This is a genomic window from Actinokineospora auranticolor (genome assembly GCF_041897805.1).
Classification (GTDB): Bacteria; Actinomycetota; Actinomycetes; order Mycobacteriales; family Pseudonocardiaceae; genus Actinokineospora; species Actinokineospora auranticolor.
In genome coordinates this window covers 182,380-202,633 of sequence record NZ_CP154825.1, presented here as the reverse complement: position 1 = coordinate 202,633, position 20,254 = coordinate 182,380, and the positions used below count along the sequence as shown (strand labels likewise).

The 20,254-nt window shown below is 70.5% G+C and carries 19 protein-coding genes and 2 tRNA genes; 12 read left to right on the top strand and 9 right to left on the bottom strand.

From position 1 onward, the window contains the following. Positions 1-43 precede the first annotated feature (43 nt). Together V5P93_RS01035 and V5P93_RS01030 are read left to right on the top strand one after the other, a co-directional pair. Complete coding sequence (locus V5P93_RS01035; RefSeq protein WP_104480873.1) at positions 44-931, top strand: ABC transporter ATP-binding protein; 888 nt, start codon at positions 44-46, stop codon at positions 929-931. Next, a complete protein-coding gene (locus tag V5P93_RS01030; RefSeq protein WP_104480874.1) occupies positions 931-2,532 on the top strand; it encodes an ABC transporter permease in 1,602 nt (533 codons plus the stop codon). The genes V5P93_RS01035 and V5P93_RS01030 overlap by 1 nt, the downstream gene beginning before the upstream one ends. Before the next feature lie 50 nt (positions 2,533-2,582). On the opposite strand, the gene V5P93_RS01025 is transcribed toward V5P93_RS01030, so the two are convergent. Beyond that, complete coding sequence (locus tag V5P93_RS01025; RefSeq protein WP_104480875.1) at positions 2,583-2,774, bottom strand: hypothetical protein; 192 nt, start codon at positions 2,772-2,774, stop codon at positions 2,583-2,585. Between the two features lie 158 nt (positions 2,775-2,932). Here V5P93_RS01025 and V5P93_RS01020 point away from each other — a divergent pair, with 158 nt between their 5' ends. The 4 genes from V5P93_RS01020 to V5P93_RS01005 all read left to right on the top strand — a co-directional run bounded on the left by V5P93_RS01020 (position 2,933) and on the right by V5P93_RS01005 (position 8,485). Continuing rightward, positions 2,933-4,180, top strand: a complete 1,248-nt coding sequence (locus V5P93_RS01020) for an MFS transporter (protein ID WP_104480876.1) — start codon at positions 2,933-2,935, stop codon at positions 4,178-4,180. Between the two features lie 176 nt (positions 4,181-4,356). After that, on the top strand, positions 4,357-4,557 hold the full coding sequence (locus V5P93_RS01015) for a hypothetical protein (RefSeq protein WP_104480877.1): 201 nt from the start codon (positions 4,357-4,359) through the stop codon (positions 4,555-4,557). 72 nt (positions 4,558-4,629) lie between these two features. Continuing rightward, the gene (locus V5P93_RS01010; RefSeq protein ID WP_104480878.1) at positions 4,630-5,115 is read left to right on the top strand and encodes a hypothetical protein; all 486 of its coding nucleotides are present in this window, start codon (positions 4,630-4,632) and stop codon (positions 5,113-5,115) included. A gap of 1,444 nt (positions 5,116-6,559) precedes the next feature. Next, complete coding sequence (locus V5P93_RS01005; RefSeq protein WP_104480879.1) at positions 6,560-8,485, top strand: beta-N-acetylhexosaminidase; 1,926 nt, start codon at positions 6,560-6,562, stop codon at positions 8,483-8,485. Positions 8,486-8,763: 278 nt separating this feature from the next. Here V5P93_RS01005 and V5P93_RS01000 read toward each other — a convergent pair whose 3' ends face one another. From V5P93_RS01000 to V5P93_RS00990, 3 genes are all read right to left on the bottom strand, one after another. Continuing rightward, complete coding sequence (locus tag V5P93_RS01000) at positions 8,764-9,063, bottom strand: DUF1905 domain-containing protein (protein ID WP_104480880.1); 300 nt, start codon at positions 9,061-9,063, stop codon at positions 8,764-8,766. Between the two features lie 87 nt (positions 9,064-9,150). After that, a tRNA-Arg gene (locus V5P93_RS00995) sits at positions 9,151-9,226 on the bottom strand. Between the two features lie 36 nt (positions 9,227-9,262). Further along, positions 9,263-9,351, bottom strand: a tRNA-Ser gene (locus V5P93_RS00990). A 285-nt stretch (positions 9,352-9,636) separates the two neighbouring features. Here V5P93_RS00990 and V5P93_RS00985 point away from each other — a divergent pair. Together V5P93_RS00985 and V5P93_RS00980 are read left to right on the top strand one after the other, a co-directional pair. Beyond that, positions 9,637-10,407 (top strand): CoA transferase subunit A, encoded by a 771-nt coding sequence (locus V5P93_RS00985; RefSeq protein ID WP_104480881.1) that lies wholly within the window; start codon positions 9,637-9,639, stop codon positions 10,405-10,407. A 1-nt stretch (position 10,408) separates the two neighbouring features. After that, positions 10,409-11,071 carry a CoA transferase subunit B gene (locus tag V5P93_RS00980; RefSeq protein WP_104480882.1) on the top strand — a complete coding sequence of 221 codons (663 nt, stop codon included), beginning with the start codon at positions 10,409-10,411 and terminating at the stop codon, positions 11,069-11,071. Between the two features lie 35 nt (positions 11,072-11,106). Here V5P93_RS00980 and V5P93_RS00975 read toward each other — a convergent pair whose 3' ends face one another. Beyond that, the gene (locus tag V5P93_RS00975; RefSeq protein WP_181043651.1) at positions 11,107-11,874 is read right to left on the bottom strand and encodes an ESX secretion-associated protein EspG; all 768 of its coding nucleotides are present in this window, start codon (positions 11,872-11,874) and stop codon (positions 11,107-11,109) included. Beyond that, positions 11,871-12,545 carry a dienelactone hydrolase family protein gene (locus tag V5P93_RS00970; RefSeq protein ID WP_104480884.1) on the bottom strand — a complete coding sequence of 225 codons (675 nt, stop codon included), beginning with the start codon at positions 12,543-12,545 and terminating at the stop codon, positions 11,871-11,873. The genes V5P93_RS00975 and V5P93_RS00970 overlap by 4 nt, the downstream gene beginning before the upstream one ends. A 163-nt stretch (positions 12,546-12,708) precedes the next feature. On the opposite strand from V5P93_RS00970, the gene hisC reads away from it, so the two are divergent. After that, positions 12,709-13,776, top strand: a complete 1,068-nt coding sequence (gene hisC, locus V5P93_RS00965; protein WP_104480885.1) for a histidinol-phosphate transaminase — start codon at positions 12,709-12,711, stop codon at positions 13,774-13,776. A gap of 1 nt (position 13,777) precedes the next feature. On the opposite strand, the gene V5P93_RS00960 is transcribed toward hisC, so the two are convergent. Then, positions 13,778-14,542: a sulfite exporter TauE/SafE family protein gene (locus V5P93_RS00960; RefSeq protein ID WP_104480886.1), complete on the bottom strand. Its 765-nt coding sequence runs from the start codon at positions 14,540-14,542 to the stop codon at positions 13,778-13,780. 869 nt (positions 14,543-15,411) lie between these two features. Continuing rightward, positions 15,412-16,107 (bottom strand): GntR family transcriptional regulator, encoded by a 696-nt coding sequence (locus V5P93_RS00955; RefSeq protein ID WP_245931464.1) that lies wholly within the window; start codon positions 16,105-16,107, stop codon positions 15,412-15,414. A gap of 144 nt (positions 16,108-16,251) precedes the next feature. Between V5P93_RS00955 and V5P93_RS00950 the strand changes: the two genes are divergently transcribed. The 3 genes from V5P93_RS00950 to V5P93_RS00940 are packed head-to-tail and all read left to right on the top strand — an operon-like array spanning position 16,252 to position 18,460. Next, on the top strand, positions 16,252-17,502 hold the full coding sequence (locus tag V5P93_RS00950; RefSeq protein ID WP_104480887.1) for an MFS transporter: 1,251 nt from the start codon (positions 16,252-16,254) through the stop codon (positions 17,500-17,502). 11 nt (positions 17,503-17,513) lie between these two features. Beyond that, positions 17,514-18,281 (top strand): putative hydro-lyase, encoded by a 768-nt coding sequence (locus tag V5P93_RS00945; protein WP_104480888.1) that lies wholly within the window; start codon positions 17,514-17,516, stop codon positions 18,279-18,281. Positions 18,282-18,304: 23 nt separating this feature from the next. After that, a complete protein-coding gene (locus V5P93_RS00940) occupies positions 18,305-18,460 on the top strand; it encodes a hypothetical protein (protein WP_181043652.1) in 156 nt (51 codons plus the stop codon). Between the two features lie 126 nt (positions 18,461-18,586). On the opposite strand, the gene V5P93_RS00935 is transcribed toward V5P93_RS00940, so the two are convergent. Then, entirely contained in the window at positions 18,587-19,486 is a 900-nt protein-coding gene (locus V5P93_RS00935) for a neutral zinc metallopeptidase (RefSeq protein ID WP_104480889.1), read from the bottom strand. Positions 19,487-20,254 lie beyond the last annotated feature (768 nt).

The window sequence follows — 20,254 nt, the reverse complement described above, 5'->3', positions numbered from 1 at the left end:
CCTAACGTTCACAAAGTTGTGAAGCAAGAGTACGTTCTGAAGCATGACAACGGCAATCTCGGTGTCCGGCCTGGTCAAGACCTTCGGCCGGACCCGCGCGCTCGACGGTCTCGACCTGACGGTGCGGACCGGGGAGGTCCACGGCTTCCTCGGGCCCAACGGGGCGGGCAAGTCCACCACCATCCGGGTGCTGCTCGGCCTGATGCGCGCCGACTCCGGCGACGCGTCCCTGCTCGGCGGCGACCCGTGGCGCGACGCCACGGCGCTGCACCGCCGCCTCGCCTACGTGCCCGGCGACGTCTCGCTGTGGCCGAACCTCTCCGGCGGCGAGGTCATCGACCTGCTCGGCAGGCTGCGCGGCGGGCTGGACCAGCGCCGCCGCGCCGACCTGCTGGAGCGCTTCGACCTCGACCCGCGCAAGAAGGGCCGCACCTACTCCAAGGGCAACCGGCAGAAGGTGGCCCTGGTCGCCGCGCTGTCCTCCGACGTCGAACTGCTGATCATGGACGAGCCCACCTCGGGGCTGGACCCGCTGATGGAGGCGGTGTTCCAGGAGTGCGTGCGGGAGGAGCGGCAGCGCGGGCGCACCGTCCTGCTGTCCAGCCACATCCTGGCCGAGGTCGAAACCCTCTGCGACCGGGTGAGCATCATCCGCGCGGGCCGCGCGGTGGAGACCGGCACGCTGGCCGACCTGCGCCACCTGACCCGGACCAGCATCACCGCCGAACTGGCCGGTCCGCCCAACGGCATCGGCGACCTGGCGGGCGTGCACGACCTGGTGGTCGAGGGCAACCGGGTGCGCTTCGACGTGGACACGCGTGAGTTGGACTCGGCGCTGCGCGCGCTGAGCCAGTCCGGGGTGCGCTCGCTGACCAGCCAGCCGCCGACCCTGGAAGAGCTGTTCCTGCGGCACTACCAGGACGCGTCGTGATGACCGGGCTCACCGGCACCGGACCGCTCATCCGGCTCGCCCTGCGTCGCGACCGCGTGATCCTGCCGATCTGGATCCTGCTGCTCAGCGTCATCCCGGCGTCGACGGTCAAGGCGTACGAGCAGCTGTACCCGACGCTGGCCGACCGGATGTCGCTCAACAACGGCACCGCGACCAACCCGTCCGTCGCGGTCCTCTACGGGCCCGCCTACGACCTGACGACCCCCGGTGGCTGGATCGCGTGGCGGTACGGGTTGTTCATCGCCCTGTTTGTGGCGTTGATGGCGGTCTTCACCGTCACGCGGCACACGCGCGCGGAAGAGGACACCGGACGGTTGGAGTTGCTGGGGTCTGCCGTAGTGGGGCGGTTCGCGGCTCTTACCGCCGGGGTCGTGGTGGCAGGTGGCGCGAGTGTGCTGATCGGCGTCATCACGTCTGCCGGGTTGGTGGGTGCCGGGCTGCCCGCCGCCGGGGCGTTCACGCTGGGGCTGGGCATCGCGGGCGCCGGGCTGGTGTTCACCGCCATCGCCGGGGTGACCGCGCAACTCACCGAGTACTCGCGCTCGGCCAACGGCTTGGCCATCTGCGGCATCGGCGTGGCGTTCCTGGTGCGCGCGTTCGGCGACTCCACGGCGTCGGCGCACTGGGTGTCGTGGCTGTCGCCGCTGGCGTGGCCGCAGCAGGCGAAGCCGTTCATCGACGACAAGGGATGGGTCGCGCCGTTGGCGGTCGTTGTCGCCGTAGTGGTGGCCGCGGTTGCCTACGCCCTCGTGCCTCGTCGTGACATCGGTGCCGGTCTGTTCGCGGGACGGCCGGGTCCGGCAAACGCACCGCGCTCGCTGTCGAGCCCGTTCGGGCTGGCGTGGCGGTTGCAGCGCGGGTCGCTGCTCGGCTGGGCGATCGGGTTCGTGGTCATGGGGGTGATCTTCGGGTCGTTGGCCGACGGCATCACCGGGTTGATCGGCAACAGCGAGCAGGTCCGGGAGATCTTCGCGCGCATGGGCGGGACCCAGGGGCTGGTGGACGCCTACCTGTCGGCCATCGTGGGGCTGTTCGGGATGCTCGGCGCGGTGTACGCGGTCCTGGCGACCCTGCGCATGCGCACGGAGGAGACCGCGGGGCACGCGGAGCCGGTGTTGGCGGCTGGGGTGAGCCGGTACGGCTGGGCGGCTAGTCACTTGGTGTTCGCCGTAGTGGGACCGGCGGTGCTGTTGGTCATCGCGGGCGTCAGCGCCGGGTTGGGCCATGGGGTGCACGCGGGCGACCTCGGTCACCAGATCTCGCACACGCTGTCGGCGTCTCTGGTGCAACTTCCGGCGGTGTGGGCTGTCGCCGCTGTTGCGGCGCTCTTGGCCGGGTTCTTGCCGCAGGTGTCCACACCGGCCTCTTGGGCCGTAGTGGGTGTCGCGGTCGTGATCGCCCTCTATGGACCCGCGGTGGGTCTTGCGCAGGCAGTGCTGGATGTATCGCCGTTCGTGCACGTGCCGAAGCTGCAACCGGGCACGGACTTCAACGCCACACCGCTGTTGTGGCTCACCGGTGTCACCGTGGTGGCGGCCGCTACGGGGCTGTTCGGCTTCCGCAGGCGCGACATCGGGTGAGGTGGGGGGACGGAGGCCGGGCACGGTACGCGCGCCCGGCCTCCGCGCCGTCAGACGCGACCGGAGTCCGCCTCCACGGGCAGACCCGCGGCCTCGCGGACGATGCGCTGGGCGAGTTCGAGCCCGGCGGCCTGGCCCTCGCGGTAGGACTCGTCGGCGGTGAGCGCGCGGGCGTCGCGCTCGGCCTCGGCGAGCTTGGCCAAGAGCGGTACGACCTCGACGGTGTCGAGCGGTTGTGACATGGGCGGTCCTTCTGCAGCGGGCACGGTCGGAACGGGGTTCGCGTCCCTCTTGGCCCCCACGTACCCCGTGGTGACCGCACCTTGTCGGGGTTAACCCATTTGGGTGGTGTGCACCTATACTTCGCAGGGCTAAGTAGTGGCACTGGGGAGGCTGGGCGATGTCGGGTACGCGTGCGCCCAGCGGCGGTCTCCCGCGCGAGGTGTGGGTCATCGCGTCCGCGAACTTCGTGATCGCGCTGGGGTTCGGCCTGGTCGCGCCCGCGCTGCCGACCTTCGCCCGCAGCTTCGACGTGAGCGTGACCGCGGCGTCGGCGGTGGTGAGCGCGTTCGCCTTCGCCCGGTTGGCGTTCGCCCCGATCGGCGGGCGGCTGGCCACCCGGCTCGGGGAGAAGCGGGTCTACCTGACCGGCATGCTGATCGTCGGGGTGACGACCGGCGCCTGCGCGTTCGTCGGGAGCTACTGGCAGCTGGTCGCACTACGTGCACTCGGCGGCACCGGCTCGACGATGTTCACCGTCTCGGGTGTCGCCCTGTTGATGAACCTGACGCCCGCGCACCTGCGCGGCCGCGCTTCCGGCCTGTGGAGCACGAGTTTCCTGCTCGGCACCGTCGCGGGTCCCCTGGTGGGCGGTGGCCTGATCGGGATCTCGCTGCGCGCGCCGTTCCTCGTCTACGCGGGTGCGCTGGTGGTGGCGGTGCTCCTCGCGTGGCTGCTGTTGCGCAAGTCGACGCGCATCGCGGCACCGGGTAGCGACACGACGCCCGCTTTCCCGCTGCGGAAGGCGTTGCGCGACAGCGGTTATCGGGCATCGCTGGCGTCCAATTTCGCCACCGGGTGGATCGTCTTCGGCGTCCGCGTGTCGCTGGTCCCGCTGTTCGTCGTCGAGGTGCTGCACAAGGACGGCGCGTTCGCGGGCACGGCGCTGGCCGCCTTCGCGGTCGGGAACGTGCTCGTGCTGATGGTGTCCGGTCGGATCGCGGACCGCTGGGGCCGCAAACCACCCGCGCTGCTGGGGCTCGTGGTGTCGGCGACGGGCACCGTCTGGTTCGGTCTGACCGACGCGGTCCCGGAGTTTCTGATCGCGACAGTCGTGGCCGGAATGGGCACCGGGCTGCTCAGCCCGCCGCAGCAGGCCGTGGTGGCCGACGTCATCGGCACGGCGCGCGGCGGACCGGTGCTGGCCGTGTTCCAGATGGCCGCGGACGTGGGGGCCATCGTGGGACCGGTGGTCGCGGGTGCGCTGGCCGACCGGCTGTCGTACGGCTGGGCCTTCGCGGTCACGGGCGGCCTCGCCGCGCTGGCGGTGCTGGTGTGGTTGCCCGCCCGCGAAACGCTGCCAAGCAGAGCTCGGGTCGTGCCCGTCGAGGTAGCAGAGGTCGACCAGGGACAACAAGCCACCAAGTAACCGATTGGGGGATTGTTTTGGTCACACTGCGTGGATTCATTGCTCCGTTGGGGCGGATTCCACTCGGCCAGGTGGCCAAAGTAGGGCCCACGGCTGCGCTCGTGTGAATGAGGTGGGAGCCTTTGGGGTACCTACCCCGCCATGCGGGTTGGCAACGGCTGATGCGGAGTGATCCGATGGCTACCGCACTGTGGATCGTGGCCGCGGCTTCGGCCGCGGCGTTCATCATCTGGCGGCTCAAACACGCGGGCGCACGGTTGGAGACGATTTTTCGCGAGGAGCGCGAACGCACGGAGGCGGAGTCCGGCCCTGCGGAAGAGTTCTACGACGAACTCGACCAACCCCACCGCGTGGGCTGGAACCGCCGCTCCCGCTAGCCGCAAGTCCCCCGATCGGGGCTGTGGATAACTTTCGGCACGCCCACCGCTCGACCACCTAGATTCTGCCGCATGACATTCAACCTGGAATACCAGAGCAAGCGGCAGGACGTCCTCTACACGCTCACTGTCACCACGGACGACAGCGGCGAACTCGGCATCGGCCTCACCGGCGCCGACCCCGACGGCACCGTCGTGGCCGAGGGCATCCTGCGCCTACCGCCGGGCGGCGCCACCGAAACCGCCAAGCTCCTCCGCGAATCCCTCGACGCCATCTCCGGCTTCGAAGGCAGGCGCACCCGCCGCAAAACCGGCAACTCGCACCAACCGTGGACCATCGAACAGGACACCACCCTCCGCGAGGCCTGGCTATCTCACCCCCCAAGCACCCAGGCCCCGGAACTGATCCGCGAACTGGCCGAAGACCGCGCCCGCACCCCCGCCGCCATCCGCGCCCGCCTCCCCCGCGTCGGCTGCGATCCCGATGTACCGGGCCGACTGCTCACCAAGGAATCCGCCGCCCTAGTAGGCCGAGACGCCATAGCCACGACCGCCTAGCCCACACCCGTCACCTCACCCACCTCCCAAGTGGAGCATCACTCCTCACCCCACCGCCCAACCGCCCAACCGCCCAACCGCCCAACCGCCCAACCGCCCAACCGCCCAACCGCCCAACCGGAATTCGACCCCCACCCACCAACCCCTTCACCCCCCAATCAACCCCAACCCTCGCCCGCACACCTCCACACCCACACTCCGCATGTCTCCCCTGCACCTCTCAGTCCGCCCACACCTCCGCTCTCTCATCGCCACACATCTCGCTTCCACCTTCCCCCCAGGCACCCCGGCGCCAACACCACACATCGCCAGTCCTCACCCGGATCGCCACACCGCCACCACGCCCACACCTCGCTTCCACCCTTCAGTTCTCGCCCCTCCACCGCCCACCTTCGCCCCACACCCACACTCCTGCCCGCCACGCATCCCTCCCTGCGCCTGTTCTCCCATCGCCTCGCACCTTGCCGCCCTCCTGCACCCAGCGAACCCCGCGCGCCACCACCGCACCTCGCACCCGCTTGGCCACACCGACCCACGCTCGCACTTCCGGCCCTCACACTCACGCCTCCGCCCTTACGCCCACACCCGATCCACACTTCGGCCCCTCATCACCCGCGCCCCACCTCCATGCTTCACGCCTGCACCTCCACGCCCTCGCACCCGCCCCTATCCACCCTTTGCGCCCACTTCCGCCCTTACCAAGTGGAAACCCGACGCGATTCCTGACCCTCGACACGCGACAGGTCCCCCTCACGCCATCGCCCGCACTCTCGCGCCTCGCCCCTGCACACCCTCCACACCTCACATACCAAGAAGGCCAATCCCCATCGGGACTTCCCAACCAACTCCGCATCCACCGGCCGCTCACCCCGCTTGTCCAACACACCGACCAACCCAGGCCATCACTCAAACCGCCAAAGCCCAGCCAGTGCCGACATTCGACGTACAACTCGAACAGTCGGCCCCGGCCAACCGACACGGCCGAACCCAATCCACGCGCGTCCACCCAACGAAGGCCAACAACCCATGTCCCACCACAAACCACACACAACCACTCGCCACCGTCACGCGGGCACGCAGCGATTACCAGCGAGTCGACCGCCATCGAATGACCCCGACCCGACACGCAATCGGTCAACTGAACGGAGCACATCAGCGCAATTCCCACGAGATCACGCCGCACGCCCGGCGGCCCCTTGAGACCAAGAGCCGCCTAGGGCTTGATCGCCGAACTGTTCACCGGGGCCAAATCCTCGCTTGTGGACAACGGGACGCCGGAGGTTGAGCGGATCATCCTCTTGCCCCGTCGGCGACCAACCCGAGAAATCGTGTGCCGGTCGACCACATTCCGTTGCGGGGCGACTGGGCTGTCCGAGTGATTGACGAGGCGCGATGGGGGTTCCTATGGTCTAGACCATATTGTCCGACTTGTCGGGGAGGGCGTATGCGGAAGTCGTGGCGGACCGCGGTGATCGCGGTGGCCGTGTTGCTCAGCATCCCGGCCGCGGCGGCACCCGCGTCGCCGGTAGCCACGGTGGTGCCCGGTGTCGAGCGGTTGTTGCCGAAGCCGGTCGAGGCCAAGGCCAGTGGGCGGGCGCCCTTCACCATCACCGAGGACACGCGCGTGGTGGCTCGGGGTGGGGCCCGGCCGGTGGGCGACTACCTGGCCGCGCTGTTGCGGCCCGCCACGGGCTACCGGTTGCCGGTGACCTCGGGACACCCGGGACGCGGGGACATCGTCCTCGACCTCGGGCGGGGCAAGGCACCCGAGGGGCATGGGGGTGAGGGGTACCGGCTGGTGACCGACGAGCGGTCGGCGACCATCTCCGCCGAGACGCCCGCCGGGTTGTTCCTCGGGGTGCAGACGCTGCGCCAGTTGCTGCCCGCGTGGGTGGAGAGCCGGGTGCGGGTCGACGGGCCGTGGCGGGTGCAGGCCGCGACGGTCAGCGACTACCCCCGGTTCGCCTACCGCGGGGTGATGCTCGACGTCGCGCGCAGCTACCTCAGCGTCGCCGAGGTCAAGCGGTACATCGACAACGCGGTGCGGTTCAAGATCAATACGCTGCACCTGCACCTGACCGACGACCAGGCGTGGCGCATCGCGATCAGCACGCCGCAGGACAACCCATCGGGGCTGGACTACGAGGCGTTGACGCGGGTCGGGTCGCAGGGTGGCAGCGACCGGTTGGGCAACGGCACGCCGCTGGGCACCGGGCCCGCGATCCGCGGCTCCTACACCCAGCGCGACTACGCCGAGATCGTCGCGCACGCCAAGTCCCGCTTCGTCACGGTCGTGCCCGAGATCGACGGTCCGGGGCACACCAACGCCGCGCTGGCCGCCCTCCCGCGGCTGAACCCGGACGGCGTGGCCAAGCCGATGAACAACACCGCCGACGTCGGCTACTCCACGCTGGACGCCAACTCGGAGATCACCTACGAGTTCACCCGCACCGTCTACAGCCAGATCGCCGCGCTGACCCCCGGCCCGTACCTGCACATCGGCGGCGACGAAGCGCACGTCACCGGGCACGAGAACTACCTGACCTACATCCGCCGCCTGCTCCCGCAGGTGGCCGCCCTGGGCAAGACCCCGGTCGGCTGGAACGAGTACGCCGACGCCGACCTGCCCCCCGGCGCGGTGATCCAGGTGTGGCGGGCCGCGTCGATGGAGAAGGTCCTGCGCCAGGTCGCGCGCGGCGCGAAGGTCGTGATGTCCCCGGCGCCGACCACCTACCTCGACCAGAAGTACGAGCCGTCGAGCCCCATCGGCCTGAGCTGGGCGTGCCGCAACGCCTGCGACTTCGACACCTACTACAACTGGGAACCCGTCCGCGACGGCCTGACCGAGTCCGACGTCCTGGGCGTCACCGCTCCCCTGTGGTCGGAAACCATCCGCGGCCTCCCCCAGGCCGAGTGGCTGACCTACCCCCGCCTGGTCTCCGCCGCCGAGATCGCCTGGTCCCCCCGGTCGGCCCGCGACCTGACGGACTTCACCGCCCGACTCGCCACCCTGGGCAGCAGGCTGACCATCGCGGGTGTCAACTTCCGCCCCAGCCCCGCCATCGCCTGGACCACCGACATCACCACCCCCGACCGCCACACCCGCGGCCCCCTCCGCGGCGAGATCGGCCACTTCACCGCCCCGGCCACCACCCCACCCACCGCCACCCTCACCTACGGCGACGGCACCTCATCCCCCGCCACGGTGTCCCCGGCGACCCCGGCAGGCCCACTAGCCGCCCCAGGCCTGTGGACGGTCACCACCCCCGACCACCGCTACCCCCATCCCGGCAGCTACCGGGCAACCCTCACCGTCACCACCCCCACAGGCACCGCAACCACCCACTTCACCGTCACAGTCCGCCGCTAACCCAGCTCACCCCCGTGGCCGCGCAGGCCCTCTCCACCGCCCCGCCTGCGCGGCCACGCCCTTTCCTTAGGCACTACCGAGTCCCCACTGCCGGGAGCGCGTTGCGTTGGAGTGGGTAGGAGGGGACAAACCTTGGCTGGGTGGGGGCCCACGCAAAGCAAGTTCGCCCAAGCGAGGCCGCCCCTCTTTTCCGCGAACAGCAGGACAAACCCAACGCGCCCAGCCCACCCAGGCCCGCCTGACGCCCAGCAGCCCACCGCACGTCCAGCAGCCACACCTCAGAAGTCGACGAGCTCCAAGCTCACCGCGACCACGTCACCGACCGCCAACTCCTCCGCCACCCGCACCGCCTTCTTCACCGGCAGCACGTAGCACCCGCTCCCCTTGTCCGGGAAGATCGACGTCCGCCACGCGGTGGCCCCCACCCGCACCCGAACCCGCACCGACCCGAACCCCCGCCGCGGCTCGGCGGACACCTCCCGGATCTCCTCCGACGCGTCCTCCGGCACCGTCACGAAGGTCCAGCTCTCCTCCCGCGCCTCCCACAACCACAACGCGGACTCAAAGTCGACAACCACACCCGAAGCCTCGCACGGGCACCCGACAACCGCGCCGCCCCGGAATGCCGAAACCGCCGCCGGGTGGGTACCCGGCGGCGGTTTCAGTGGCGCGCCCGAAGGGATTCGAACCCCTAACCTTCTGATCCGTAGTCAGATGCTCTATCCATTGAGCTACGGGCGCTTGTTCAGTTGTCCACCCGGCGAACCGGGTGTACAGCGGAGGCTCCGGGATTTGAACCCGGGAGGGCTTTTACACCCAACCGCATTAGCAGTGCGGCGCCATAGACCAGACTAGGCGAAGCCTCCCGGGGCCCCTGGCCGCTCGGGAGGTAAGACTACACAGGGGTGGGTGCGGGGAGCAAAACACCCCCCTCCTAACTGCGCAAGACGGGTAAAAACGCTGGTGGGTGGCCCCATGGCGGTCGGCGGCCGAGGGCGTGGGCCTGGTCGGCGCGGGCCGGCGGGTGGGGCCGGGGCGACGGGGTGGCCGCGACCATGTCGGGCGGCCGGTTTGTGGCGATTTCGAACACAACGATCACCCGGTCCGCCCCGCTAGAGTCGCCCTTGCCACACCCAGAAGGAGGGGCACACATGGACAAAGTCGTCCCCAGCGCTGCTGACGCGGTAGCCGACATCCCCGATGGCGCGAGCCTGGCCGTAGGCGGGTTCGGGCTCTGCGGCATCCCGAGCGTCCTCATCCAGGCGCTGCTGGCCAAGGGCGTGACCGGGCTGGAGGTGACGTCCAACAACTGCGGCGTCGACGACTGGGGGCTGGGCCTGCTGCTCCGCGAGAAGCGGATAGCCAGGATGACCAGCTCGTACGTCGGCGAGAACAAGGAGTTCGCCCGCCAGTACCTCGCGGGCGAGCTGGAGGTCGAGCTGACCCCGCAGGGCACCCTCGCCGAGCGGCTGCGCGCGGGCGGCTCCGGCATCCCCGCCTTCTACACCCGCACCGGTGTCGGCACCCAGGTCGCCGACGGCGGCGTGCCGTGGCGCTACGACGACGCGGGCAACGTCGCGGTCGCCTCCCCGGCCAAGGAGGTTCGCCAGTTCGGCGGCCTCGACTACGTCATGGAGACCGCGATCGTGGCGGACTTCGGGCTGGTCCGCGCGTGGAAGGGCGACCGGCACGGCAACCTCGTGTTCCGCGACTCCGCGCAGAACTTCAACCCGCTGTGCGCGATGGCGGGCAAGGTCAGCGTCGCCGAGGTGGAGGAGCTGGTCGAGCCGGGCGAGCTGGCCCCGGGTGAGATCCACCTGCCGGGCATCTTCGTGCAGCGCGTGGTCCCGCTGACCCCCGAGCAGGCCGCCGAGAAGCGCATCGAGCGCCGCACCGTCCGCACCGCCGCGAAGGAGGCCTGACATGGCACTGACCCGTGAGCAGATGGCCGCCCGCGCCGCCGCGGAGCTGTCCGACGGCTCGTACGTCAACCTGGGCATCGGCCTGCCCACCCTGGTGCCCAACTACGTGCCGGACGACGTGGAGATCGTGCTCCAGTCCGAGAACGGCATCCTCGGCGTCGGCGCGTACCCCTTCGACGGCGAGGAGGACGCCGACCTGATCAACGCGGGCAAGGAGACCGTCACGATCCGCCGGGGCGCGTCCTTCTTCGACTCCGCGCTGTCCTTCGGCATGATCCGCGGCGGCAAGGTGGACGCGGCGATCCTGGGCGCGATGCAGGTCTCGAGGGTCGGCGACATCGCCAACTGGATGATCCCCGGCAAGATGGTCAAGGGCATGGGCGGTGCCATGGACCTGGTGCACGGCGCCAAGCACGTGGTCGTGCTGATGGAGCACGTGGCCAAGGACGGCTCGTACAAGATCGTCAACGAGTGCAGCCTGCCCTACACGGGTCTGCGGGTCGCGCAGCGGATCATCACCGACCTCGCGGTCATCGACGTCACCGACTCCGGCCTGGTGCTGCGGGAGCTGGCGCCGGGCGTGAGCGTGGACGAGGTGCGCGAGAAGACCGAGCCGGAGCTGACCGTCGCCGACGAGCTGACCGAGATGCCCGCCGCGGTCTGAGGTCGGAGCGCCGTCCACTGGGCACCCCGCGGTGCTCAGTGGACGGACGCGACCAGGTCCCGCAGCCGCTGCGCGAGCCGGGGGGTGTCGGCGGGGGCCAGGGTCAGCCAGTCGACGCCGTCGCGCCGGGTCGGCAGGGCCAGGTAGCGGCCCGCGGTGGTGTCGAACCAGTTCACGACGTCCGTGCGGTTCTTCCGGCCCACCTGGTCGACGCTGTTCGCCGCGACCTGCCCCCCGCCGTGCCGGGAGTTCTCCACCAGCGTGGCGATGGTGCGCATGTCGCGGCCGCTGATCCCGCCCTGGTTGAGCGCCGTCTCCAGGCCCGCGAAGCCGGTCTCGACGTAGGCGTCTATCGCGTTGTTGAACACCGACTTGGGCAGCGTGACCGAGGTACCGGGCCCCGGGTCGGCGTCGGGGACCAGCCCGACGATCTCCCCGACGATCGCCACCGCCCCGGTCAGCTGCCCGATCTTGATCCGCTCGCCGGTCTGCACGGCCAGCGCCGCGCGGGCGGGCCGACCCGCGCCGAGCAGCCGCACGTGGCGGCCGACGGAGAGCAGCCCGTCGACGCTGTAGCTGTGGCGGGCGAGCAGGGTGAGGTCGTCCTCCAGGTGCCGGTCCAGGTCACGGCCGTCGTGCAGGCCGCGCGCGGCGAGACCGTCCACCACTTCCTTGCGCAGCCGGTCGCGGTCGTCGGTGGTCTCCCCGAACGAGGGGATCTCCAGCGGGTACGGGCGGTCGGTGAACCCCAGTGACTCCCACACAAGGTCGAACTCGACCAGGGTGAGCGATATCGGCCTCACCGCAGGTGGGCGTCGAACCAGTTGAGGGCGCGCGCCCAGGCCTCGGCCGCGCCCGAGTCGAACCGGTAGCGGACCACGTCGGTGGCGATCTTGGCGGTGCTCGCCGCCTCGCGCAGCTTCTCCACCTGCTCGGCGCTGATGTCGTCGTCGCCGTCCTCGCGGTAGAGGCCCAGCCACGGCACCCGCAGGTCGCCCGCGACCTCGATCAGCGCGGGCAGGCCGTCGGACAGCGGTTCCAGGATGCCGCCGCCGGAGACCGAGACGGCGGCGCCGATGTCCCGGCTCGCGCCGACCACCAGGGCGACCGCGCCGCCGAGTTCGAAACCGATGACGCCGATCCGGTCGGCGGTGAGGCCGTGGCCCGCGAGCCAGGCGAAGGCGATGTCGGTGGCGGCCAGCACGGACTCGCCGGACAGGCCGCTGACCTTGTCGCGGGCTTCGTCGTGGCCGACCTCGGCGGAACCCGACTCGCCCGGGTACAGGTGCGGGACGACGACCAGCCAGCCCTCGGCGGCGAGGCCGTCGGCGATGCCGGTGACCGTCCCGGTGATGCCGCGCGCCTCGTGCAGGACCACGAGCCCGCCGCGGGTGACGCCGTCGGGTTCGGCGTAGGTGAGGCGCAGCGCACGACCGTCGTCGAGCCGGAAATCCTCTGTGCGTGTCTGGGCCATGACATACCCAACCATGCGGGGGTTAATAGCAGTCAACGTGATCACACGCTCACCCATCCGCAGGAAAAAGGCCATTTTCGGCGGATCGAGCACGGGGAACGAACACTTGTGTCCGGTGGGTAGCATCATGGGTGCCGCTGACTTGGATCGATGAGGAGCCCCGATGACCGTGCGTACCCGCGCCGACCTGGAATCGCTGCCCGGCTACGTCCCCGGCCGCAGCGTCCCCGGGGCCATCAAGCTGGCCAGCAACGAGGACTCCCTCGACCCGCTGCCCAGCGTGGTGACCGCCATCGCGGAGGCGGCCTCCCGGATCAACCGCTACCCGGACAGCGGCGCGGGCGAGCTGACCGCGCGGCTGGCCCGCAAGCTCGGCGTGACCGAGGAGCAGGTCTCCCTGGGCTGCGGCTCGGTGACCCTGTGCCAGCAGCTCATCCAGGCGACCTGCACCGAGGCCGACGCGGTGCTGTTCCCGTGGCGCTCGTTCGAGGCGTACCCGCTGGTCACCCAGGTGGTGGGGGCCGGTCAGGTCAAGGTCGGGCTGACCCCGGGGCACGCGCTCGACATCGACGCGATGATCGCCGCGCTGACCCCCGAGGTCCGGATCGCGTTCGTGTGCACGCCGAACAACCCGACCGGCACGGCGCTCACCCGCGCCGAGCTGGAGCGGTTCATCGAGGCGGTGCCGTCGGACGTGCTGGTGGTCGTCGACGAGGCGTACCGCGAGTTCGTGTCCGACCCCGAGGTGCCGGACGGCGTCGAGGTGGCCAAGGAGCAGTGGGCGCGCGGGCGGGACAACGTGGCGGTGCTGCGCACGTTCTCCAAGGCGTACGGCCTGGCCGGGCTGCGCGTCGGCTACCTGGTGGCGCCGGAAGCGGTGACCGCGGCGGTGCGCAAGGTTTTCGTGCCGTTCGGTGTGAACGCGCTGGCGCAGGTCGCGGCGCTGGCGTCGCTGGACGCCGAGGACGAGCTGCTGGAGCGCTGCCGCGGCGTGGTCGCCGAGCGGAGCCGGGTGCACGCGGCGCTGGTCGAGGCCGGGTACGAGGTGCCTGCGAGCCAGGCCAACTTCGTGTGGCTGCCGCTGGGCGAGCGCACGGCGGAGTTCAACGAGCACTGCCTGGCGAACAAGGTCGTGGTCCGCGCGTTCGTCGGCGACGGCGCGCGCGTGACGATCGGTACGCCGGAGGAGAACGACACCTTCCTCGCGGTGGCCCGCTCGTTCCCGCGGTGATCTAGCGGGTCAGCAGGATGACGACGGCCGTGAGGCCGACGACGACGATGACCCCGCGCAGCACCACCGGCGACAGCCTGCGCCCGACCTTGGCCCCGACCACGCCGCCGACCACGGACCCGGCGGCGAGCAGGGCCACGGCGGGCCAGGCCACGTCGGCGACGAAGATGAAGATGACGCCGGAGACGAGGTTGACCAACGCCGCGAGGACGTTCTTCGCGGCGTTGAGCCGCTGCATGGACTCGTCCATCAGGATGCCCATAAAGGCGAGCAGCAGGATGCCTTGCGCGGCACCGAAGTAGCCGCCGTAGACACCGGTGGCGAAAACGGCGACGAGGAGCCCGACACCGCCGTGCGGGTGGCGTTCGCCTTGGCGCGCGGCGAGCCAGCGGGCGATGCGGGGTTGCAGGACGACCAGGACCAGGGCGAGGACGATCAGAACCGGGACGATCGCCTCGAACGCGCCGGGGGGCAGGACGAGCAGGAGGACGGCGCCCGCGACACCGCCGAGCGCGGAGGCGGTGCCGAAGCGGAGCAGACGGCCGCGCTGGCCCGCGAGCTCGCGGCGGTAGCCGATCGCACCGGACACCGACCCGGGCACCAGCCCGAGCGAGTTGGACACGTTCGCCACGACGGGCGGGTAGCCGACGGCGAGGAGGACGGGGAAGGTCACGAGGGTCCCGGACCCGACGACGGTGTTGATGCCACCGGCGAAGACCCCGGCGAAGAGCACGGCCACGCCTTCCCAGAAGGTCACCGCGGACATCCGATCATCGGCGTGGACATGGCCAGACCCTAGCCCGCACAGGTGGGTGGCGCGTGGCGGAGGAGTCGCCGATCACCTCGTGGGCGGGCTCGGGAGGTGGCGTCGATGATCATGGCGCGCCTCCGGCCCCCGAGATCCAGTTTACCGGCGGGGACCGACAGTTCCCGGCAAAGATGATCAAGCCTGTGCACAACCGGCGGGCTGGGGTGTGGGCTGGAGTGGCGAGCCGACCTGGTGCTTGACGCAGGCCCGGGCGAACGCGCCGTGCGCATGGCAAATCCGCTGCCGGCAAGGCCGGTTCAGGCTCTTGGCCGCCCGCGCGGGCACTTCGTTCGCGGCCGGGGCACGGGTGGAGCCAGCGGGTGCCGGACCCGGCTCGGTGCCTGGAGTGGAGTCGGGGCCGGACACACCGCTGCTCGTCACGCCATCGGCTTGGCGGGTCCGCCGCAGGCAAGGCTCGCTGGCGGCGGCTCGGCGCTGGCACTGGGACTGGGGCTGGCGCTAGGACTGAGGCTGGCACTGGGACTGGGGCTGACACTGGGACTGGGGCTGGCGCTAGGACTGAGGCTGACACTGGGACTGGGGCTGACACTGGGACTGGGGCTGACACTGGGACTGGGGCTGGCGCTAGGACTGAGGCTGACACTGGGACTGGCGCCGGGGCTGGGGCTGGCGCTGAGGTTGGGGCTGGGGCTGGGGCTGGGGCTGGGGCTGGGGCTGGGGCTGGGGCTGGGGCTGGGGCTGGGAAAAGGCGACCACAGGTCGGTTGGCCGTGGCGCGCGAACGGGGGCGTGGCGTTGATCTTTGTGTGCCTCCGGCCCCCGATGACCATTCTACCGAGGTGGGGCGACGGTTTCGGGTGGAGATGATCAAGCCTGTGGACAACCTCGGCCCGCGGCGCGGAAGGCGGTGGTCATCTCCCGCTCGGCGTCGTCCAGGTAGGTGGTCAGGAGGGTGGTGGCCCGCGCCAGGTCGCCGTTCGCGGTGAGGGTGGCGATCTCGTTGTTGCGGTGCAGGTAGCTCTCGTGGAAGGTGCGGGGGTCGCCCATGCCGTGGAAGGCGAGGCGGAGTTCCGCCGTCAGTTGGCACATCAGCTCGTCGAGCCTTCGGCTGCCTGCGGCGGCCACTATGGCTTGGTGGAAGCGGATGTTGGCGGTGCCGACCTCCGTCCACTCGCCGCGGGTGGCGGCTGTTAGGCCGGTTTGGACGGCTTCGGTCATGGTCGACCAGTCTTCGGTGGTCGAGTTCGCGAGGGCTGGGACCTCGATGAGCCTGCGGACCCGGAACAGGTCCTCCACGTCGTTGGCGTCCACGGTGCGGACGAAGACGCCTCGGTTGAACTGGTGTTCCAGGAGTTTTTCGTGGGCCAGGAGGCGGAAGGCCTCGCGGAGGGTGTTGCGGGAGATGCCGAGGGGGCGCAGGAGGTCTTCCTCCGCGACCCGCTCGCCCGGTAGCAGTTCGCCGAGCATGATCGCCTCGCGGAGCGAGGCCGCGGCCAGTTCCGCAGCGCTGCGCTGGGGTTGAACCAAGCCCGCCAGCCGCTCGCCTAGCCTACCAGCACGCACCGGCGCCTCCGTGTCCAGTTTTTGTCCAACGAATCGACAGCTTAATCGTCCGATTGGGCTCTTGTCGTATTGTTGAACGATCCCCACACTGAACATCACTACATGTGAACCACACTACAACTCAACCCTAGTGTGAGGTGAGTCATGGCGAACTCTGTCAAGCGGCGTAGTCCCGGAGGTCTCGCGTGGTTCCGCGAGCTGCCGGGCAAGGGGCGACGGGCCTTCGTCGGCGCGTTCCTCGGGTACGGGCTCGACTCCTACGACTTCTGGGTGCTGCCCCTCGGACTGACCGCCATCGCGGCCACCTTCGGGCTCGACACCGGCCAGACCGGCCTGCTCTCCACCACGACCCTCGTGTTCTCCGCGGTCGGCGGTGTGGCCGCGGGCGTGCTCGCCGACCGGATCGGCCGCGTCCGCACGCTGATGATCACTGTCGCCACCTACGCGCTGTTCACCGCGCTGTGCGGGCTCGCGCCCAACTACGACACGCTGCTCGCCTTCCGGGCCCTTCAGGGCCTTGGCTTCGGTGGTGAGTGGGCCACCGGGGCGATCCTGGTCGCCGAGTACACCGCCGCCAAGCACCGGGGGCGGGTGGTCGCGGTGGTGCAGAGCTCGTGGGCCGTCGGGTGGGGCGCGGCGGCGCTGGTCTACGCGCTCGTGTTCAGCCTCGCCGCCCAGGACCTGGCCTGGCGGTTGCTGTTCCTCACCGGCGCCCTCCCCGCGGTCCTGCTGGTCTACCTGCGCCGGGGCATCGAGGACGCACCGGTGTTCACCGAGCAGCGGGAGCGGGCGCGCGGGTCGCTCAAGGCGATCTTCAAGCCGGACCTGCTGCGGCACACCGTCTTCGCGTCGCTGCTGGCCACCGGCTGCCAGGGCGGTTACTACACGCTGGCCACCTGGCTGCCCACCTACCTGAGCAAGCAGCGCGGCCTCACCGTCATCGGCACCGGCGGCTACCTCGCCTTCCTCATCGTCGGCGCCTTCCTCGGCTACCTGACCGGCGGCCACTTCGCCGACCGGTTGGGGCGCAAGAACACCTTCCGGATCTTCGCCGTGCTCAGCGCGGCCCTGCTGCTGCTCTACACCCAGCTGCCCGCCTCGGCCGACGCCTACGTGCTGTACCTGGGCTTCCCGCTCGGCTTCTGCTCGTCGGCCATCTTCAGCGGCTTCGGCGCCTACCTCGCCGAGCTGTACCCGAGTCGGGCCCGCGGCGCGGGCCCCGGCTTCACCTACAACTTCGGCCGCGCGGTCGGCGCGTTCTTCCCCGCCGCCATCGGCTTCCTCGCCGTGGAGTACGGCATCGGCGGCGCCATGGCCTTCGGCGCGCTCGCCTACGCCCTGGCGTTCGTCTCCCTGTTCTGGCTACCGGAAACCCGCGACCGCGAGCTGTCCTGAAAGGACCAAACATGCTCGACGACCCGAGAGCCGCCCGTGCCGCGTTCCGCGCGGGCACCGCCGCGAGCACCTCCGGCTGGGCCGACGGCTACGCGCAGGCCAACCTCGTCGCACTCCCGCGCGAGCACGCCTACGACATGCTGCTCTTCGCCCAGCGCAACCCGAAGCCGTGCCCCCTGCTCGAGGTCACCGACGCGGGCGCGTGGCACACCAGGACCGCCGACGCCGACCTGCGCACCGACCTGCCCCGCTACCGCGTGTGGCGCGGCGGAGAGCTGGTCGACGAGCCGACCGACGTCCGCGCGCACTGGCGCCCCGACCTGGTGACCTTCCTCATCGGGTGCAGCTTCTCCTTCGAGGCCGCGCTCGTCGAGGCGGGGATCGGTCTGCGGCACGTGGAGGAGGGGGTCACGGTGCCGATGTACCGGACCAACCGGCCGTGCGCGCCCGCGGGCGCGTTCAGCGGACCGCTGGTGGTCACCATGCGGCCGGTCCGCGCCGACCTGGTCGCCGCCGCGGTGACCGCGACCGCCCGGGTACCGCAGGTGCACGGCGCCCCGGTCCACATCGGATCGCCGGAATCCCTCGGCGTGGTACTGGAAAAACCCGACTACGGCGACCCGGTGACGGTCCGGGACGGCGAGGTCCCGGTGTTCTGGGCCTGCGGCGTGACACCCCAGGCCGCGCTGGCGGCGAGCGGCGTCCCGTTCGCCATCACGCACGCGCCGGGCCACATGTTCATCACGGATATCCGGGAATCAGCGCTCCGGACGGGGTGACCGGGGCAGGCAAGGGGGAAGACATGGACAACCTGGGACTGATCGCCTTCGGCGTGCTCGTCTCCTGCCTCGGCGTGCTGTGGCTGATCGGCCGCGCGGAGCTGTTCGGCAGGCTCGCGGTGACCGGCTTCGTGCTCGGCTCGCTCTCGACGCTGTCGGTGTTCCTGATGATGTCCTGACAACGCCGCTTCCACAGGCGAAAGCGGGGCGGTGCCGACCAGGCACCGCCCCGCTTCACTTACCGCTCAACAGAACCAGCTCATCCGGCGCCCGCGCGACACGACCAGCGAGCTGAGGGGTACCCGTCAGCCCAGGTTCCGGGTGCCGAAGGTGTCGCAGGTGGTGGGGTTGCCGCCGTTGATCCCCGCCAGGAACCACTTCTCGCGCTGCGCGGAGGAGCCGTGGGAGAACTGCGACTCGTCGACCTGGCCGCTGCCGAGGTTCTTCTGGATGAAGTCGTCGCCGATGCGGGCGGCCACGTCGAGGGCCTGGTCGACATCCTGCTGCGTGATGGATTTGATCAGTGGCCTGCCGTTGGACGCGGGCGTGTTCACCGCGTTGTTGGCCCACACCCCCGCGTAGCAGTCGGCCTGCAGTTCCAGGCGCACGCCGTCGGAGGTCGGGCCGGTTCCCGGGCGGACCTTGTCGGAGGTGCCGAGCAGGTTCTGCACGTGGTGGCCGTATTCGTGGGCGAGCACGTACGCCTCGGCGAAGGTGCCGCCCTGGGCGCCGAACTTGGTGCGCAATTCCTTGTAGAAGGTCAGGTCGATGTACACGCGGCCGTCGGCCGGGCAGTAGAACGGGCCGACGTCCGCGGTGGCGCCGCCGCAGCCGGTGTTGACCGAGCCGCTGAAGAACGTGGTGGTCGCCTGCCGGTAGGTGCGGCCGGAACGGGCGAACTCGTCGGACCAGTAGCCCTGGATCGAGTTGATGATGGCGACCAGCGCGCAGTCGTCCTTGGTGTTGGCGTCCTTGCCGGTGCGGCACTCCTTGGCCAGGTCGCCGCTGTTGAGCGTTTGACCGCTGCCGACGCCGTCGATGCCCAGCGGCACGCTCGCGGGCAACCCGCCGAGCTGGTTGAGCACGAAGTACACGATGAGCCCGATGATGCCCAGCCCGCCGCCACCGAGGGCGACCCGGCCGCCGACGCCACGGGCGTCCTGCACCTGGGAGGTGTCCAGCGCAACGTCGTCGTCGAACTCCACGGCAACTCTCCGCGTCCGGGGCCGGTGACTGCTGTCCCCGGAGACGATAGTGCGCCCGGCGGCGCCGCGCGTAACGCGGGCCGGGCGCGGTGCCGCGAACGCGGCATGGGGGCGGCGTTGCCGTGACGCGGCCCGGGGGCGGCGTTGCCGTGACGCGGCCCGGGGGCGGCGTTGCCGTGACGCGGCCCGGGGGCGGCGTTGCCGTGACGCGGCCCGGGGGCGGCGTTGCCGTGACGCGGCCTGGGTGCGGCGCCTTCGTCGGCTGCCGCACCCAGGGTCCGTCACGTCGTGGTGGCCTACCGTTTCGGCGGTTGGCGTGGAGCCCGGCCGAGTGGATCAGGAGACGCACTCGATGCGGGGTTCAACATCGTCGATGTGCTTGACCCGACGCGTGTCGCGCGTCGCGCACTCGAAGAACCCGTCGAGCTGCCGCCCTCGTCCACGGCTGGTCCGCGGTATCGGCTCAGCCGCGGGGTCGCGGCAGGCGGTAGACGACCACGGATGGTCTCTGCTTCGCCACGGCACCACCTAACCCCTTCCCGACGGGCACGGTGACCATTTCTGGTTCGGCGTTCCTCGGCGTATCGCGTCGTCCCGGGCCGGTCGTCCCCTCCATCGTGCGCCGCGACCGGCGTTCGGACAACCCCGAACGGCTCCCCGAACCGGTGAATCCGGCGCGGGTGCTGTCCGATCAGGACTGTGTCAACCGGAGGGTGGGGCCCGCGGAAAGCGTGCGGGCGGCTGCCGATGAGCCGGCAGCCGCCCGAG

Coding starts and splice junctions, on each gene's coding strand:
- V5P93_RS01035 (WP_104480873.1), top strand. CDS start 44: ATGACAACGGCAATCTCGGTGTCCGGCCTGGTCAAGACCTTCGGCCGG.
- V5P93_RS01030 (WP_104480874.1), top strand. CDS start 931: ATGACCGGGCTCACCGGCACCGGACCGCTCATCCGGCTCGCCCTGCGT.
- V5P93_RS01025 (WP_104480875.1), bottom strand. CDS start 2,774: ATGTCACAACCGCTCGACACCGTCGAGGTCGTACCGCTCTTGGCCAAG.
- V5P93_RS01020 (WP_104480876.1), top strand. CDS start 2,933: ATGTCGGGTACGCGTGCGCCCAGCGGCGGTCTCCCGCGCGAGGTGTGG.
- V5P93_RS01015 (WP_104480877.1), top strand. CDS start 4,357: ATGGCTACCGCACTGTGGATCGTGGCCGCGGCTTCGGCCGCGGCGTTC.
- V5P93_RS01010 (WP_104480878.1), top strand. CDS start 4,630: ATGACATTCAACCTGGAATACCAGAGCAAGCGGCAGGACGTCCTCTAC.
- V5P93_RS01005 (WP_104480879.1), top strand. CDS start 6,560: ATGCGGAAGTCGTGGCGGACCGCGGTGATCGCGGTGGCCGTGTTGCTC.
- V5P93_RS00985 (WP_104480881.1), top strand. CDS start 9,637: ATGGACAAAGTCGTCCCCAGCGCTGCTGACGCGGTAGCCGACATCCCC.
- V5P93_RS00980 (WP_104480882.1), top strand. CDS start 10,409: ATGGCACTGACCCGTGAGCAGATGGCCGCCCGCGCCGCCGCGGAGCTG.
- V5P93_RS00970 (WP_104480884.1), bottom strand. CDS start 12,545: ATGGCCCAGACACGCACAGAGGATTTCCGGCTCGACGACGGTCGTGCG.
- hisC (WP_104480885.1), top strand. CDS start 12,709: ATGACCGTGCGTACCCGCGCCGACCTGGAATCGCTGCCCGGCTACGTC.
- V5P93_RS00960 (WP_104480886.1), bottom strand. CDS start 14,542: ATGTCCGCGGTGACCTTCTGGGAAGGCGTGGCCGTGCTCTTCGCCGGG.
- V5P93_RS00950 (WP_104480887.1), top strand. CDS start 16,252: ATGGCGAACTCTGTCAAGCGGCGTAGTCCCGGAGGTCTCGCGTGGTTC.
- V5P93_RS00945 (WP_104480888.1), top strand. CDS start 17,514: ATGCTCGACGACCCGAGAGCCGCCCGTGCCGCGTTCCGCGCGGGCACC.
- V5P93_RS00940 (WP_181043652.1), top strand. CDS start 18,305: ATGGACAACCTGGGACTGATCGCCTTCGGCGTGCTCGTCTCCTGCCTC.